Origin of the sequence: Halomonas sp. IOP_6 (assembly GCF_021151565.1) — a bacterium.
In the GTDB taxonomy this organism is placed as follows: Bacteria; Pseudomonadota; Gammaproteobacteria; order Pseudomonadales; family Halomonadaceae; genus Vreelandella; species Vreelandella alkaliphila.
On sequence record NZ_JAIRBO010000001.1, the window covers coordinates 477,468 to 494,387 of the forward strand.

A 16,920-nucleotide genomic window follows, 5' to 3' on the forward strand; every position below is an offset into this window, starting at 1 on the left:
CCATTTGGAAACCGCAAGCCAAAAGCTGCGGGGTAGTTTATAGACGCCCTTAAGCTGACGCAACCGCCAAACCTAAGGCCATCAACGCATATTCATGCCGCCGTTAACGTGTAGCGTTTCGCCAGTGATATAACCTGCAGCATCACTTGTCAAAAACCCAACGGCAGCGGCAATTTCCTCAGGCCCGCCTAAACGCGAAAGAGGAATTTGCTTAAGCAGCATTTCATGCTGCGCTTCAGGCAACGCTTCTGTCATATCCGTTGCAATAAACCCAGGCGCAACCGCATTAACCGTAATAGCACGGGAAGCGACTTCACGCGCTAAAGCACGACTAAAACCTTCCATTCCTGCTTTGGCAGCGGCGTAGTTAGTTTGGCCTAGGTTACCCATCGTTGCCACTACAGAACTTATCGACACGATACGCCCAAAGCGCGCCTTTGTCATACCACGCAGACATGCCTTACTAACGCGATAAACAGATTTGAGATTGGTATCCATCACGGAGTCCCACTCATCCTCTTTCATGCGCATTAACAAATTGTCACGGGTAATACCGGCATTATTGACCAAAATCGTGGGCGCACCAAAACGTTCGCCAATTGTTTTGAGCACCTGATCAATACTCTGCTGATCAGTAACATTAAGGCACATACCTGCACCTTCAATGCCATGCTCTTTTAGATCCGCATCAATTTTTTCAGCACCCGATTCGCTAGTGGCAGTTCCCACCACAATACGTCCTTGACGCCCAAGCTCATGGGCAATGGCTCGCCCAATACCTCGGCTAGCACCAGTAACTAGCGCAACTCTTCGTTCTTGAGTCATAACGTTCTTCCTTCAACCTAACTAAGCAAGGGTAGCGGAAAATAGTGACTTATCACGCACCATTTTTCACGCACCACCCGCCGACGCCTCACGTGCTAACTCAAGGGCTGAATCCAGGCTATCAGGATCATTTACCGCCAACCCTTTGGCACTACGCACAATGCGCTTATTCAATCCGGTAAGCACTTTACCAGGCCCACATTCAATGAACACATTAGCACCTTGCTCGACCATCGCTTCAACGCAAGATGACCAACGAACGGGCTGATACAACTGCTCGATTAAGCGCGTACGCAATGTCTCAATATCAGCATGGGCTTGCGCATCGACGTTTTGGATAACCGCATAACGAGGGGCACGCAGCTCAATTTTTTGCATAGCCTCGGAAAGTCGCTCAGCAGCTGGCCGCATTAACGCACAATGGGAAGGTACTGACACCGGCAGTGAAAGCGCTCGCTTGGCTCCCGCTTCCTGGCAGGCTGCGATAGCACGCTCCACGGCATTTTTGCCACCTGCGATAACAACCTGCCCAGGCGAGTTGTAATTAACGGCAGATACCACTTCTCCTTCAGCCGCTTGGGCACAGGCCGCTTCAACTGCGCTATCGTCAAGCCCCAGGATCGCCGCCATGCCACCTTCTCCTGCAGGGACAGCTTCCTGCATGGCTTCACCACGCAGGCGAACAAGGCGCACGCCTTCAGCGAACCCCATCACTCCAGCGCAAACCATAGCACTATATTCACCAAGACTATGGCCGGCCATGACACTTGGGCGAGGCCCTTCCAACTCTTGCCAGATACGCCAGATAGCTACGCTGGAGGCAAGTAGTGCCGGCTGAGTGCATGCCGTCGCATTCAACGCTTCTTCTGGACCTTCCTGGACGACTTTCCACAAATCGTAGCCCAGAGCGTCTGACGCTTCCTCAAATGTAGTTCCCACCACACTGTAGCGCTCGGCTAGCTCTCGCAACATTCCAAGTTGCTGAGAGCCTTGCCCGGGAAAAATGAGGGCAAGGGGTTGAGACATGTCGTTCACCTTTGCTCTTGTAGGCATTTGCTCAGTTGAGCGATAAGCGTGCTATTGGCGCCGTTGCTAAAACAGCTTTTGGCACATCCTGCTACCACCAATAGCCCGCAAAAATATATAACGTCTTATTATCTACTGCGCTGATAGCGCTCAAGAACACGACCAGCGCGCTGCAATTCGTACAGGCAAATCATGCTCCACTTCTTGCAATGCACGCTGAATTGCATAATAAAAACCATCCGCTTGGGTGCTGCCGTGGCTTTTCACCACAATACCCTGCAACCCCAAGAGGCTGGCCCCATTATAACGTACAGGGTCTAGCTCCCGCTTAAGCCTCTTCAGTACAGGCCTGGCCAGTATACTTGCCAAACGCCCACTCAGGCGTGATTCAAACGCCATTTGTACACGTTCCACCAACATACGAGTCAAGCCTTCACTGGCTTTCAACGTGACATTACCAACAAAGCCATCGCAAACCACGACGTCAAGATCACCCTGAAAAATATCCCCACCCTCGGCATAACCAAGGTAATCAAAGCTTAAATCGCTGGCACTTTCACGCAGCAAACGATCCGCTTCGCGCACACTCGCACTTCCTTTCGTGGCTTCAGAACCCACATTCAACAAGGCAACACGAGGCCGCCTAATGCGATCCATACACTGAGCCATGGCGGCACCCATCATGGCAAAATCAAACAGCCTGGATGCAGGCGAATCTACATTTGCCCCTAAATCAAGCAAATAACAGCGTCGCCCTCCACGCGCGGGGATTGCAGTACTGATTGCCGGCCTTGAGATACCAGGCAACATTCCAAGTTCGCGCCTCGCTAAAGCGACCAAAGCTCCGGTATTTCCCGCACTCACGCCTGCAACCGCTTCACCTGAAGACAGGCTACGCAGCATACACGCCATGCTGGTAGCGCCTCCGCGGCGCATTGCCCAGGCAGCAGTTGCCGCTTGAGAAACGCTTTCTGGAGCATCGGCTGCCACCAAACGTGACGTTGCCGCAGCCAAAGGCTGCGGCAAACGCGAAAGTTCAGCATCAATCTGCTGACGCGGACCAAACAGAGTTAATGCTAAGTCGGGGCGTTCAACAACCGCCCTTGCGGAGCCTTCGATAATGGCACGGGGGCCTTGGTCACCCCCCATTACATCAATCGCTAGGCGCACACAGCACCCACCCTGTTTTGCCGCTCATAAAAGCGCTAAGGCTTAAACTTCGACCACTTTACGACCGCGATAGAAACCGTCGGGAGAAACGTGGTGACGCAGATGAGTAGTACCGGTTTCTTTGTCCTGAGACAGAGTCGGTGCGCTCAGCGCATCGTGGCTACGACGCATACCGCGCTTGGAACGAGTTTTACGGTTCTGTTGAACTGCCATGGGTGTTTACTCCAAGGTAATTAAGGTAAGTGATGCTTACTTTTTGCCTTTCAAAGCGCCACTGCTTTTCAAAGCATTAAGCACTGCGAAAGGGTTCTTGGCCGGAGCGGAGTCTTCCGCCGTGCCTTCGGTCTTGCTGACCAGCTGCTCCGCCGAGACATGGCATTCGGTCTCATCGTGATAGACCACCTGCGGCAAGCTAAGGATAAGTTCATCCTCTATTACCGTCAGCAAGTCCAGCTGTTCATTTTCCACCAGCACCGGCTCATGACTAGCAGGTAGCTCGGCAGCCAAAGCTTCGTCTGCAATCATTCCTAATAAGAAATCACTGGAAACGTCTTGGCTTAGCGGCACTAGACAACGGCGACAAGGCAACGCCAGGGTCGCTTGCAAATGGCCACGAATTTCGCGACGGCCTTGGGCATCAACGCCAAACTCGAGTACGACATGACAGTCGCCGGTTTGGTCACCTGCTTCTTCAGCTAGGCGTGGCAGCTTGTTCAGCGCCACAATGCCTTCTAGTCGTTCGCGGCGGGCTGCAAGCTTATAAGGCTCAACCCGGCTGGGGATTTGTGAGGTCAACATAGGCGCGCAATGATAGGCACTCGCCCCCCTGCTGTCAAAGCTGTCGGTGCAATTCTTACGAGATTATCTCCCAAAACCACGTAAATAGGCAGGCTAACAAGGTTTCGTTACACTCGCTTGAACGCCGATTAATGCTCAACCAGACCTATTAAGGAGAACACTGTGCCTCAAACCAATAACGCGCCACTTGTCCTTGCATCAAGCTCTCGCTTCCGCCAAGCGCTACTGGACAAGCTATTACTGCCCTATCAATGCTGCTCTCCAGACATCGACGAAACGCCCTACCCTAATGAAACGCCCAATGCCTTAGTGCACCGTTTGGCGCTCAGCAAAGCCAACGCCGTTGCTGAGCGCTTCCCCAACCATTGCATCATTGGCTCTGATCAAATAGCTCTGTTTGAGGGCGACATTCTAGGCAAACCCCATACGGAAGAGCGCGCTCGGGAGAATCTGGCACGCTTTTCTGGCCAAAAAGTGACTTTCTTGACAGGCTTAGCATTAGTTGATACCCGCCACCAACGGCATCACGTCCATATCGAGCCGTTTGAGGTGTTCTTTCGCTCACTGAGCCAGCAAGAAATTGCACGGTATGTTGCCCTTGAGCAACCTTTAGACAGCGCTGGCAGCTTCCGCATGGAAGGACTGGGGATTAGCTTGTTTGAAAAACTCGAAGGCCGAGACCCAAACGCACTCATAGGGCTTCCACTCATCGCACTATGCGACATGCTTCGCCAAGCAGGCATGAACCCACTCGGCGACGCTTAGTCGTTACTGAGCCTGAAAGCGCAAAGGAGCATGCGCATGCTGAAGCCCTAGCACTTCAGCAGCTGTTTGAGTAAAGCGGCGTGTCAAACGCTCGAAGGGGTCTAAGCTAGGCGTATAGTTTTCCCATTCAGCATCGCCTACCTGCTCACGAGCGACTTGTTCAAGACTGCCCAGCTCATCTATCAAACCTAGCTCTAACGCTTGCTCACCGCTCCAGATAAGCCCTGAGAAAATCTCAGGGCTATTGCTCAAACGATCACCACGCCCTGCCTTCACATCGTCTATAAACTGCTCATGGGTTTGAGTCAGAACACCCTGCCAGAAATCAGCAGCCTCTTCATCAAGCGGCTGAAAAGGATCCAAAAAGGCTTTGTTTTCACCGGCAGTCATTACGCGACGCTCTACGCCAATCTGGTTGATCGCTTCCTGAAAGCCAAAGCCAGCATAGATAACACCAATAGAGCCAACTAAGCTTGCACGGGACGCCACGATGCTATCGGCAGCAGAAGCAACGTAGTAAGCGCCGCTCGCACCAATATCCTCTATCACGGCAATAATGGGCTTGTCGCCCTGATCACGCAGCCGCATAATTTCGTCGTAAATACGCTGCGATTGCACAGGGCTTCCACCAGGACTATCAATGTGCAACACAACAGCAGCAGCGCTCTCTGATGACCATGCGCGATCCAACCCCTTAATGATGCGTTCAGCATTTGCTGGCGCATCACTGGCAATCACACCATGTACTTCCACCAGTGCTATGTGGCTCTCGGTGGGCAATGAGGCCGTTGGCTCAGCGAGAAACACGCGGTACAGCATTGTTGTTAACGATATCAATACAATCGCCAGCAACATCAAACGAAAGAACAGCTTCCAGCGCCGGGTTCTGCGCTGTTCCGTTAAAACACCGCCAACCCAGCGGTCCATCATCTCCAACTGCGCTAACCGCTGGCGCTCGCGCAGTGTTTCGGCATCATCACTCTCCGCTCCCGGTAGCGGTTGCTTTTTGGCCTGCCGGACAACCTCCGGTCCATCGGTCCAACGGTCACCACTCTCCTGGCCAGGAAAATTATCACCCGCCTGAGCGCCTCTACCATCACCGCTTCCATCGCGCTGCTGCTCATCACTCATATACGATTCCTAGTGTTCGCTTGATCGTACAACCACTACCCACAGTGGTTGCTAACGCCGCTAACCGTGAAGCCAGTCGAACAGGCTATCTACATCATCCGCCAGCCACACAGGCTGACTAGTCGCCAACCGAGTGGGGGCATGCACACCGTAAGTAACGCCTACACGATCCATATTAATAGACCTTGCCATCTCAAGGTCATACTCGGTATCCCCCACCATCACAGCACGCTCAACGGGCACTTTTAGCTCTTCGAGCAGTTCAAGGAGCATCTGCGGATGAGGCTTAGAACGTGTTTCATCTGCTGTTCGACTGGCATTAAACCAACCACCTGACGCTGTTTCGGTAAAAACCCGATCTAGACCACGACGACTCTTCCCCGTCGCCACCGCCAAACGCTGATAAGGACGCTCACGCAGACGAGCAACTTGCTCTTTAACGCCTTCAAAAAAAGGCATGGGCGTCGAATCACCATGAACGAAATGGTAGGCATAGCGTTGACGCAAGCGCTCGGCCTGAACCGCTTCAATACCAGGACATAACGTCGCTATCGCCTCAGGCAGGCCCAGGCCAATAATATTCTCGATAGCACTGACGTCTAACTCATTCCACTCGGCATCAGAAGCAGCGGCCTGCATGCAGGCGACAATTTTCGGCACAGAGTTCATCAATGTGCCATCCCAATCAAAAATAATTAGCTCATAGCGCATTTCGCTTCCTTATTTACGAGCGCGTTTTAACGTTTCTTCCAATGCCTCAGGCAGCGGTGCTTTCACCGTAACGGGTCGACCATTGCCAGGCTCAGGAAACGTTAATGCACGGGCATGAAGAAATAGACGCCCCAAACCAAGGCGCTGCGCCATATGATTACTTTCGCGGGTACCGTATTTATCGTCACCCAATAAGGCGTGCCCAGCATGAGCCGCATGGACACGAATCTGGTGGGTGCGGCCTGTCACAGGCTCCGCCTCTATCAGCGTGACCTTTTCAAAGGTTTCCACTACCGCAAAGTGAGTCCGTGAAACCTTGCCATTTGGATCTACCCGCACTCGCCTTTCACCATTACCCGCATCAAAGCGGTCTAAGCGAGCACTCACATAGCTCTTCCGAGCAGGCCAACGACCACTCACTAACGCTAAGTAGCGTTTGTCCATTGCATGCTTTTTCAGCGATTCGTTGAGTGTGACGAGCGCATCACGAGATTTTGCCAACAGTAAGCAGCCCGATGTATCACGATCCAATCGGTGGACAAGCTCTAAAAAAGTAAGGTCATCGCGCACTTGCCGAAGCGCTTCAATGAGGCCAATTTTGACGCCACTTCCGCCATGGACTGCCAATCCGGATGGTTTGTTAATCACCATCCAATCGGGCCCTTCCATAATGACGCTACCAATTAATAAATCACGTAAGTTGTCACTCACCTCTTTAACCGCTTCTCTCGGCGCTAATCGCAGCGGCGGCACACGCACCAGATCACCCGCTTGAAGTCGATAATCTACTTTGACGCGTTTTTTATTAACCCTTACTTCGCCTTTCCGCACAATGCGATAAATCAATGCACGAGGAGCACCTTTTAAACGCGTCATCAGAAAATTATCGATTCGCTGACCTGCTTGTTCCGGGGCGATATCCACCCACTGTACTTCCCGCCCTTCGGACATTAACGCTCACTCCTGGTGTGATCTAATAGCGACAGGCTAAAAACGGCATTCTAGCGTAGACCAATGCGCATTGCGTCAATTGCTGGTAGTTGTCTTTACTGTTATATTCCAAAACGTTCAGCGGCCAAGTGTGGCTTACCCGTAAACAGACACGTCGTAACGGGAGTACTACCACGCTTGCCAAGCGCCTGCCCGACAAACACGCAGGCCAGAGCACAGGCAAAATGGCGTAGTGTACGCATTACCCACACGCCTTACGTACTGGATATACAGTTACTCTGTCGCATGCTTTTTGACGGCAGAGACACTTTTGCTTCGCCCGCAATGGCAGGCAATTGAATTAACAAACGTCACGCCCCAAGCAGCCTATCCTGTTCGTCACAAGGTGACGCTTGACTTGGGGCGCCAAGTTCAACGCTGTGCCGATGACCGGCGTTGACGAATCGATGAATGCCAGGTGTTGGCGGTGTCAGCAGAGCCGGATGGACGTGACAGCCACCGAAACATGTTCTGCCTCCGCCACGTACTCAACGCCCTTACGGCCGGGTCGGCATGATTGCCTTCCCGGCTTAATGCGTCAGCATAGCAATGCGCCGAGCACAAGCACGCAGCACCCAGCGATTCGTCTACGCCACGCCCAGACGGCTCGTCGGCTCGCAATGCTATGTGAGACAATATGAAACGGATGCTGATTAACGCAACCCAGCCAGAAGAGCTGCGGGTTGCGCTGGTAGACGGGCAACGCCTTTACGATTTAGACATCGAATCTGGCGCTCGAGAACAGAAGAAAGCCAATATTTACCGGGGTAAAATCACCCGGGTAGAACCTTCCCTTGAAGCCGCTTTTGTTGATTTTGGCGCCGAACGCCACGGTTTCCTGCCACTAAAAGAAATTTCCCGCGAATATTTTATCAAAGATGTGTCTGGTCGCCCCAGCATCAAAGAGGTGCTGAAAGAGGGCCAGGAAGTCATCGTCCAAGTTGATAAAGAAGAGCGTGGCAATAAAGGGGCAGCACTGACTACCTTTATCAGCTTAGCGGGCCGTTTTCTCGTTCTGATGCCGAACAATCCCCGTGCAGGCGGCATTTCACGCCGCATTGAAGGTGATGACCGCAGCCAGTTGAAAGATGCCATGGGCCAACTGACAGTGCCAGACAAAATGGGCCTGATCGTTCGCACCGCCGGTATCGGCCGTAGCCCAGAAGAGCTGCAGTGGGACTTGGATTACCTCGTCCAAGTGTGGGAGTCCATTACCACTGAAGCTGGCAAGCGCTCAGCCCCATTCCTGATTTACCGCGAGTCTAATGTCATTATCCGCGCCATGCGCGATTATCTACGCCAAGACATTGGCGAGGTGTTAATTGACAGCCCCGAGATTCATGCAGAAGCACTGGGCTTTATTCGTCAGGTAATGCCCTCTTACCAGCAGAAAATTAAACTCTACGCCGATGAAGTTCCGCTTTTCTCGCGTTTCCAAATTGAGTCGCAAATCGAAACTGCTTACCAGCGCGAAGTAAAACTTCCTTCTGGTGGCTCCATTGTTATCGATCACACCGAAGCGCTGGTCTCTATTGATATCAACTCTGCCCGGGCTACACGTGGCAGCGATATTGAAGAAACCGCGCTGCAAACCAACTCTGAAGCAGCCGATGAGATTGCTCGACAGTTGCGCCTGCGTGATATCGGTGGCCTCGTCGTTATCGACTTTATCGATATGGGCCCTGCGCGCAATCAGCGCGAGGTTGAAAATCGCATGCGCGATGCCCTGAAGCTGGATCGTGCTCGCGTTCAGATTGGTCGGATTTCTCGCTTTGGCTTAATGGAAATGTCACGTCAGCGGCTGCGCCCCTCGCTAGGCGAAACCAGCGGCGTTGTTTGTCCGCGCTGTAACGGCCAAGGCACTATTCGCGATGTTCGCTCGCTTTCGCTTTCTATCATGCGCCTGATTGAAGAAGAAGCTATGAAAGAGCGCAGCGCACAAATCCGCGCCATTCTTCCAGTACCTGTCGCGACCTACCTACTGAATGAAAAGCGCAGCGTTCTAGCAGACATCGAATCACGTCAAGGCGTACGCGTAGTTCTACTGCCGAATCCCGAAATGGATACGCCGCATTACGACGTTCAGCGACTACGTGATGACCACCTAGACGATGATGAAAGCCTGACGCTATCCAGCTTCGAGCTTTCGACTGATACTGAAGTAGGTAAAGAACCCGATCCTAGCTTCACTCCGCCCGCCATGCGCGCTGAAGCAGCGGTTAAAAGCGTTGTACATAACGCACCAGCGCCCGCCTCTCTTCAGACTGAAGAGAAGGCAGAGAGAGCTGCCAAAGCAGATAAAGCCGTTACAGCGACTCCCCCCTCCACTGAAGAGCAACCCAGTGTGATTGGCCGCTTTATCAGAGGCTTCGCCAAACTGCTAGGCGGTGAAGATACCAGCACGAGCCAGCCTGAACCGGAAGCTCCTGTTGCCCGCAAGCAGCCTGAAAGAACGAGCAAAAATCGCTCACAGCGCAGCGAAAGCAAGCCAAAGCCTGCCCGTGAACGTGGCGAAAGTGCCAGCAGAAACGAGCAACGCAGTCAGCAGCAATCGAGCAATCAACAGCCGAGTAACCCGCAGCCTAGCCAACCGCGCAACGCTGATAATAACGACGACGCTAACGATAAACGTAGCGGTCCTAGTCGTACTCGCAACCGTCGACGCCACCCTCAGCAAGACGATGCCAAGCTCCAGGACAATGATCAAAAGAGCAGTCGTCAAAAAGAGCAGCAGACAAACCTAGCGGCTAAAGAGTCACCTAAAGATGAGGCGGCTAAACCTACTGCTCAACCAGAAAATCGTCGCGACAAACCACGTGATGCCAAGCCGAAAAACGAAGCTACCCGTGAGTCTGCATCACAAACGGACGACAAACAGGATGACGGCAAGCCGAAACGCACGCGTAACAATCCGCGCAACCGCACGCGTAAACAGGCCGTTAATCCTCAAGCCGAAGCGGAACAGCTGAAACTGCAAGCCGCAGCGGCTGAAGCTCCCTCTGCAGACGCTCCTTCTGCTGAGGCTGCTGTTGAATCACCTGCTGTTGAAGCGCCTGCTGTTGAAGTGAACAGCAGTAAAGCAGCGCCGGCCAGCCCCTCTTTACAAGATGGGGCCAGTACAACAGCTGCACCAACTGCCGAAGCAGTGACTGAAGCGCCTGAACCAGCTGTAGAGGAATCAGCAGCTGCCGATGGAACAACGGCTGAGCGCCCTGCCGAAAAGGCGGAGAAAGCACGCAAGGCTACGCGCCAGCGTCGCCAACCTCAGCAAGCGGCAGAGAAAGCGGAACCTGAAGCAGAGGAACGTGTAGAGAAAAGCGCTGAGGCCAAACCTCAACAGCCAACTGATGACGCAACTGCTGCTCAAGAAGCGCCCCAAGAGGCGGCTAGCGGTTCGTCTGAGGTTGTGAAAGCTGATGCGGGAGTAGAGCTGGAGGAAGAGAGTAGTTCAAACGTGAAAGAGCTTGATACCGCCAACAGCGAATCAGTAAGCTCACGTGGCGAAGAAACTGCAAAAGAGACTGACAAGCCCCAGCAGTCGGCATCTCAAGCTGCTGAGTCTCAAGAACTTGTGCGTCAGGAACCTGTATTGTCTCAAGAACCGCAGGAGACGGCACAAGAGACATCCGCAGACGCCAACACACATGCAGAAGCGCCGAAAGCTGCTGAGACTGCTGAGACTGCTGAGACTGCTGAGACTGCTGAGACTGCTGAGACTGCTGAGACTGCTGAGACTGCTGAGACTGCTGAGACTGCTGAGACTGCTGAGACTGCTGACAGTGACGCTAACACTCAGACACTCTCGCAAAGCGTAGCAGCTAGCATTGAAGCAAGCTCACCAGAGTTTGCTGAACAGCCGGAAGCACCTTCTTTAGACAAGGACGCAGTGAGTAACACACCTGCTTCAGACACGACAGCTGCGTCAGAAACTGTTTCAAAAGCTGCTTCAGAAACCGCGAATGACAGCGCTGCTGCTCAAGAAGGCACAGAGCAGCCTACATTGGCGACTAATGAAGAGGCTCAAACACCTTCATCAGAAGCCACCGTTGAAACAGCAACATCTGAAGAAGCAAAGCAAGCGCCTGCTGCTTCTACCCAAGACGAGGCGCCTAAGCCACGTCGCCGCCGTCGTCGCGCTCATAACGATCCTCGTGAACTGCGCAAACAAGCACAGAACACGACTAATGAGTGATCGCTAGCACTCGACACTAGCACTAAAAAACCCCGCTAAGCGGGGTTTTTTTATGCTTGTACCAAGCGTGGCTCAGGCTCTAACTCAACACCAAATTGATTATAGACCTTGTGGGCAATATGCTCTGCAAACTGCAGTAGCTCACACCGATCACCACCGCCAAAATGCACAAGCACCAAGGCCTGCCGCGCGTGAACACCGAAAGCCCCTTGCCGAATCCCTTTCAACCCACACTGATCAATCAACCACCCCGCTGCCAGCTTGCTTTGACCGTTAACCTGCGGAAAATATGGCATGCTAGGGAATGCCTGTAGCAAGCGCGATAACTGATCGCTGTTAACTAGTGGGTTTTTAAAGAAGCTACCCGCATTTGCGAGCACCTGAGGGTCCGGCAGTTTTTCCTGACGAATAGCACACACTGCTTGAGCCACCGCCAGGCAATTCGCCGAAGCGGCTACTCGGGCAGCTAAATCTCCATAACCCAGTCTTGGCAGCGGCGTTTTTGATAGCCGAAGCGCCAACTGAGTAATGACGACTTTATCCGCTAGCGATTTTTTGAAGATGCTATCTCGGTAACCAAATTGGCAAGCATCGGCGCTTAACCAACGTACATTACCCGACGCCAACTCTACTGCCTGCACCCCTACCAGAACGTCTTTAAGCTCGACACCGTATGCACCAATGTTCTGTACTGGCGCTGCGCCGCAATCACCGGGAATCAGCGCTAAGTTTTCAATGCCCCACAGGCCGCGAGCCGATAGCGTCATTACTAACGAATGCCAATTAACGCCAGCTCCCACATGAGCAACAACAGACTCTCCGCAACTTTCTAGCCACCACTGCTGCATAGCAGGCCGAATCGCAATGCCTTTCAGCTTAGCGGGAAGCAGCACATTACTGCCACCTCCCAAGAGCGTAATGTGCCACTGCTTAGCAACGGCTTCACGCACCACATGCTGGAGTGCACTTAGCGTTTTAGGGGCAACATACCGCTCCGCCTGACAGGGTAAACGCAGCGTGTTCGCGGAGGTTAAATCGACTGACTGGCAACGACTAAGCAGATCATTATTACTTCTTTCACAACCTGTCATTTCTCAGCCCGTCATTTCTCAGCTGGGCAATTAGCCCTGTAGAAGCCGCCTCAATTAAATTCAGGACATGTTCAAAGCCCTCATCACCACCGTAATAAGGGTCAGGCACTTCAGCATCAGGCAAGTCGGCAAAATCTAGCAAGAGCCCTACATGGGCACGACTGGTACTCGGCTGTAGCGCTCGCATTGCCTCGAGGTTGTCGCGATCCATGCCTAGCACATAGTCGAACTCAAGAAAGTCACTGGCGCTTAGCTGACGAGCGCGCAAATGACTAATATCGATACCACGCTGTAAAGCAGCTACCTGGGCACGGCTGTCTGGCGCTTTTCCGACATGCCAGTCACCTACACCACAAGAGTCAACGCTGATATGACGATTTAAGCCAGCCTCTTCAACAGCGTGCCAAAAGACGCCTTCGGCCGTTGGCGAACGACAAATATTGCCCAAGCAGACAAATAGGACGCGCTTCATTCGCTTCCACCTTCACTTTCACTCGCCAGAAGCGCTCTCACCCTGGATAAGTCTTCCGGCGTATCCACACCAGGAGGATTGATAGTGCTGGCTAGCGCAACTTGAATGGCATAGCCATGCTGTAGCGCGCGCAGCTGCTCTAGCTGCTCCAACTGCTCAAGGCTCGACGGCACCAGCTCACGGTAAGCGGCAAGAAAACTGGCACGGTAGGCGTATATACCAATATGACGCAACCATGCATCGGTGGATAAAAGCGCGGGTTGGACTTTAAATTGCTCTCGATCCCAAGGAATGGGAGCACGAGAAAAGTACAGAGCACGCCCCTGCAAGGAGCGAACAACTTTGACGACGTTAGCGTTAAATAACGTTTCAACATCAGTAATAGGCTCAGCAAGCGTCGCAATGGCCGCTTCTCGATCTTCGGCTAAACGCATCGCCACTTGGTCAATTAAGGCCGGTGGGATAAGCGGCTCATCGCCTTGCACATTCACCACTAAAGTGTCGTCGCTTAGCCCGAGCTGCTCTGCCACTTCGGCCAGTCGGTCGGTACCAGAAGGATGATCCGCGCGAGTCATAACGACATCCGCACCGTAGGGCAACATCGCATCACGTATACGAGGATCGTCAGTTGCTACCACGACACGACTTGCTTGGCTTTGACAGGCTCTTCGCCAGACATGGGCAACCATAGGCTCACCCGCGATATCCAGCAGTGGCTTACCCGGCAAGCGGGATGAGCCAAAACGCGCGGGAACAACTGCAATAAATTCGGTCTTAGCGACTGACATTACACCTCTCCGGTACGACCAGGCGAGATAGGTAACTTTTCATCGGCATCCATCGCGCGCGCCTCTTCAGGAAGCATTACAGGGATGCCTTCTTGAATAGGATACGCCAAACCGTCGTAGTGGCAGCAAAGCTCCTGGGCTTCACGATTATACTTGAGCTTGCCATTGCAAAGCGGGCAAACCAGCATTGCCAGTAGTTCTTTATCCATCGGTGTATCCCTTTTCAGAAAGCGCTGACAATTTAGCTGCCAGCCAGTGTTCAAACTCTGGTGGAAGCACGGCTTCTACCTCTAGCACCCAGCTATCGGGTGGCGCTAACGCTTGGCACTTCACTGCGTCTTTGGCGGTCATCACAACGGGGCGCTGATGACTAAAACGGAAAGTCTGGTCATCAAAACGCTGATGATCTGCTAGCGGACGCATCTCGCCGTCCACCCCTAAACTGCGCAGCGTATTAAAAAAACGCTCAGGATGGCCAATTCCCGCCACAGCATTCACAGGTAGCGTAAATGGCAGAGGGGTAAGCGGCATACGTTGACCATCCTGTACTCGGCGCCAGCTTAGCGGCGCTAGTTGCATCGATACTCCCTCTATAGGCAGAGGGCGACACTGCTGACCATTAATAATCACAGCATCAACTTGAGCCAATCTACTGGGTGATTCTCTCAGCGGCCCAGCAGGTAAGCAGCGCCCATTCCCTAACCCCCTGGCTCCATCAACAACAACCAACTCAATATCACGTCCTAACGCCAGATGCTGTAACCCATCATCACTGACAATAATGTCGCACCCACTATCAACCAGGGCTTGAACGCCTCGTGGACGGCGCGGATCAGCCACGACCGGGCAGCCCGTTTGTTGCGCCAACATTAATGGCTCATCGCCGCTTTGCGCAGGGTCAGTGATTGCGGTTACCAGTAACGGATAGTGCGATGCTTTACCACCGTAACCACGGGTAATAATACCTGGCGACCACCCTTGCCTTACTAGCCAGTTGACCAGCCATGCCACTAGCGGCGACTTGCCGGTTCCACCAAGGGTAATATTACCCACCACGATAACGGGTACGGATGCTTTAACAGCTAGCTTTTTACCAGCATGGTAGTGAGAGCTACGGCGCGTCATAAGATAACGGTATAAAGCACCCAGCGGATACAGTGGCGTTAGCCATTTGCTTCCGTGATAGGCCGCCTTAAGCCAACGTTGCTCCAGGCTCATTCACTCTCCTGAAACTGGAGCTGATGCAGTGCCGCGTAGGCCCCTCCCGCATCTAGCAACGCCTGGTGGGTACCCTGCTCAATAATGCGCCCTTGATCCATCACCAAAATACGGTCAGCCCGTTCGATAGTGGATAGACGGTGGGCAATGACCAATGTGGTACGCCCTTCACACACATGCTCCAGCGCTTTCTGGATATAGCGCTCGGATTCGGTATCCAGTGCCGATGTCGCTTCGTCCAGGATAAGAATAGGTGCATCTTTAAAAATCGCCCGAGCGATTGCTAGGCGCTGGCGCTGGCCACCGGATAACATCACACCGTTTTCACCTACCACCGTTGCATAGCCCTGAGGCAACTTCTCAATAAACTCACTGGCGTAAGCCGCCTGAGCAGCCGCTTCAATAGCGGCTGGGTCTGGGTTAGTAACGCCATAGCCAATGTTGTCAGCAATGGTTGCATTAAATAGCGTGACTTGTTGCGATACCAATGCAATATGCTGGCGCAAAGGGCCTAACGCATAATCACCGGCATTCACACCATCAATCAAAATGCGTCCTTCGCTGGGCTGATAAAAACGCGGCAGCAGGCTGACCAATGTTGATTTACCGCTGCCAGAGCGGCCAACAATCGCCACTAACTCACCCGGTGCAACGCTTATATTAATATCGTGCAATACATTAGGCTGATCATCAGCGTAGCGGAAACTGACATTATCGATCACCACGCTGCCTGTTAGCTGATGGGGAATTGTCTTACCTTCATCCTGTTCAGGGGTCAAATCAAGCAAGCCAAATAGCTCAGAAGCCGCCGCAATGCCTTTTTGAATCTCACTATTCACTTCTGTGAGCTGGCGCACAGGCTTGATCATTAGCGCTGCCGCGGTAATAAAGGCAACAAACTCTCCCGGCGTCATGTTTTCCATAAGCGCAGGCGCCATGGCAAGCCAAACCAGAATAGCCATGGAAATCGCTACCAGCATCAAAATCACAGGTGAGCTAACGGCACGCGTCATCGCCTCTTTCATACTTTGACGACGATTTTCTTCACTTACTCGTTCAAAGCGCTGTTTTTCATACTCCTCAGCACCATGCGTGCGCACGACGCGATAGCCGGAGAGCGCTTCAGAAGCGACGTGAGTAACATCTCCCATAGAGTGCTGGATACGCTTAGAGATACGCCTAAAACGCTTACTAACATACCCCACTACAACAGAGATCACTGGTGTTACACCTAAAAAAAGCAGCGTTAACATCCAGTTAGTCCAGAACAAATAGGTAATCAACCCAATAACAAATAATCCTTCACGAAGAATAATGGTAACCGCGTTGGTAGCTGCACCCGCTACTTGCTCCACATGATAAGTCACCCGCGATACCAAATGGCCGCTGGAATGGTGATCGAAGAACCGCCCAGGTAGGTGTAGTAAATGAGCAAACACATCACAGCGCAGCGTATGAATCACATAGCGCCCCACATACGCCATAAAGTAGGTACTTAAAAATGTCCCTAGCCCTCGCGCCGCAAACATAATCACGACAAACAAAGGCAAAAAGAAACGAAAGGCAGCATCAGGGTTCTGGATGCCATCAATCAATCGCTTCATCATTTCGGCCAATGCTGTACTCGATGCAGCATAAATAACAAACCCTATTATCGCTAACGCGAATGCGCGCCAGTGAGGTTTGACGTAAGTTAATAATCGCTTGTAGAGAACCCAACCTGAATCAGTCACACGCGCTCCC

17 protein-coding genes are annotated in these 16,920 nt (G+C 52.7%); 2 read left to right on the plus strand and 15 right to left on the minus strand.

The genetic code is table 11. The annotated features are described in order from the left end of the window. Nucleotides 1-81: 81 nt before the first annotated feature. From fabG to K7H08_RS02270, 5 genes are all read right to left on the minus strand, one after another. The gene (gene fabG / locus K7H08_RS02250) at nt 82-825 is read right to left on the minus strand and encodes a 3-oxoacyl-ACP reductase FabG (RefSeq protein ID WP_038485281.1); all 744 of its coding nucleotides are present in this window, start codon (nt 823-825) and stop codon (nt 82-84) included. Nucleotides 826-891: 66 nt separating this feature from the next. After that, nucleotides 892-1,851 (minus strand): ACP S-malonyltransferase, encoded by a 960-nt coding sequence (gene fabD, locus K7H08_RS02255; RefSeq protein WP_095603137.1) that lies wholly within the window; start codon nt 1,849-1,851, stop codon nt 892-894. A gap of 150 nt (nt 1,852-2,001) precedes the next feature. Beyond that, on the minus strand, nt 2,002-3,021 hold the full coding sequence (gene plsX / locus K7H08_RS02260) for a phosphate acyltransferase PlsX (RefSeq protein WP_198349112.1): 1,020 nt from the start codon (nt 3,019-3,021) through the stop codon (nt 2,002-2,004). A 42-nt stretch (nt 3,022-3,063) separates the two neighbouring features. Then, nucleotides 3,064-3,234, minus strand: coding sequence for a 50S ribosomal protein L32 (gene rpmF, locus K7H08_RS02265; RefSeq protein WP_009099300.1), 171 nt, complete (start codon nt 3,232-3,234; stop codon nt 3,064-3,066). A gap of 36 nt (nt 3,235-3,270) precedes the next feature. Beyond that, nucleotides 3,271-3,819, minus strand: coding sequence for a YceD family protein (locus tag K7H08_RS02270; RefSeq protein ID WP_038485316.1), 549 nt, complete (start codon nt 3,817-3,819; stop codon nt 3,271-3,273). A 162-nt stretch (nt 3,820-3,981) separates the two neighbouring features. Here K7H08_RS02270 and K7H08_RS02275 point away from each other — a divergent pair, with 162 nt between their 5' ends. Then, the gene (locus K7H08_RS02275) at nt 3,982-4,584 is read left to right on the plus strand and encodes a Maf family protein (protein WP_120386780.1); all 603 of its coding nucleotides are present in this window, start codon (nt 3,982-3,984) and stop codon (nt 4,582-4,584) included. A gap of 3 nt (nt 4,585-4,587) precedes the next feature. Here the strand turns inward: K7H08_RS02275 and sppA are convergent, their stop codons facing one another. From sppA to K7H08_RS02295, 4 genes are all read right to left on the minus strand, one after another. Beyond that, on the minus strand, nt 4,588-5,715 hold the full coding sequence (sppA, locus tag K7H08_RS02280) for a signal peptide peptidase SppA (protein ID WP_231657100.1): 1,128 nt from the start codon (nt 5,713-5,715) through the stop codon (nt 4,588-4,590). Between the two features lie 60 nt (nt 5,716-5,775). Beyond that, nucleotides 5,776-6,426: an HAD-IA family hydrolase gene (locus K7H08_RS02285; protein WP_231657101.1), complete on the minus strand. Its 651-nt coding sequence runs from the start codon at nt 6,424-6,426 to the stop codon at nt 5,776-5,778. A gap of 9 nt (nt 6,427-6,435) precedes the next feature. After that, nucleotides 6,436-7,377 carry an RluA family pseudouridine synthase gene (locus K7H08_RS02290; protein ID WP_038485329.1) on the minus strand — a complete coding sequence of 314 codons (942 nt, stop codon included), beginning with the start codon at nt 7,375-7,377 and terminating at the stop codon, nt 6,436-6,438. Nucleotides 7,378-7,478: 101 nt separating this feature from the next. Further along, nucleotides 7,479-7,619, minus strand: coding sequence for a hypothetical protein (locus K7H08_RS02295; RefSeq protein WP_167457118.1), 141 nt, complete (start codon nt 7,617-7,619; stop codon nt 7,479-7,481). Nucleotides 7,620-8,053: 434 nt separating this feature from the next. On the opposite strand from K7H08_RS02295, the gene rne reads away from it, so the two are divergent. Further along, entirely contained in the window at nt 8,054-11,608 is a 3,555-nt protein-coding gene (rne, locus tag K7H08_RS02300) for a ribonuclease E (RefSeq protein WP_231657102.1), read from the plus strand. Between the two features lie 50 nt (nt 11,609-11,658). Here the strand turns inward: rne and murB are convergent, their stop codons facing one another. Genes murB through msbA form a run of 6 tightly spaced genes read right to left on the minus strand, consistent with a single transcriptional unit; the run spans nt 11,659 to nt 16,910 of the window. Then, a complete protein-coding gene (murB, locus tag K7H08_RS02305) occupies nt 11,659-12,699 on the minus strand; it encodes a UDP-N-acetylmuramate dehydrogenase (protein ID WP_231657103.1) in 1,041 nt (346 codons plus the stop codon). Then, a complete protein-coding gene (locus K7H08_RS02310; RefSeq protein WP_038485335.1) occupies nt 12,686-13,171 on the minus strand; it encodes a low molecular weight protein-tyrosine-phosphatase in 486 nt (161 codons plus the stop codon). The genes murB and K7H08_RS02310 overlap by 14 nt, the downstream gene beginning before the upstream one ends. Next, nucleotides 13,168-13,959: a 3-deoxy-manno-octulosonate cytidylyltransferase gene (gene kdsB, locus K7H08_RS02315; RefSeq protein WP_231657104.1), complete on the minus strand. Its 792-nt coding sequence runs from the start codon at nt 13,957-13,959 to the stop codon at nt 13,168-13,170. The genes K7H08_RS02310 and kdsB overlap by 4 nt, the downstream gene beginning before the upstream one ends. After that, nucleotides 13,959-14,168 (minus strand): Trm112 family protein, encoded by a 210-nt coding sequence (locus K7H08_RS02320; RefSeq protein WP_038485341.1) that lies wholly within the window; start codon nt 14,166-14,168, stop codon nt 13,959-13,961. Before K7H08_RS02320 ends, kdsB begins: the two co-directional genes overlap by 1 nt. Further along, complete coding sequence (gene lpxK, locus K7H08_RS02325; RefSeq protein WP_231657105.1) at nt 14,161-15,177, minus strand: tetraacyldisaccharide 4'-kinase; 1,017 nt, start codon at nt 15,175-15,177, stop codon at nt 14,161-14,163. The genes K7H08_RS02320 and lpxK overlap by 8 nt, the downstream gene beginning before the upstream one ends. Beyond that, on the minus strand, nt 15,174-16,910 hold the full coding sequence (gene msbA / locus K7H08_RS02330; protein WP_231657106.1) for a lipid A export permease/ATP-binding protein MsbA: 1,737 nt from the start codon (nt 16,908-16,910) through the stop codon (nt 15,174-15,176). Before msbA ends, lpxK begins: the two co-directional genes overlap by 4 nt. Nucleotides 16,911-16,920: the final 10 nt, after the last annotated feature.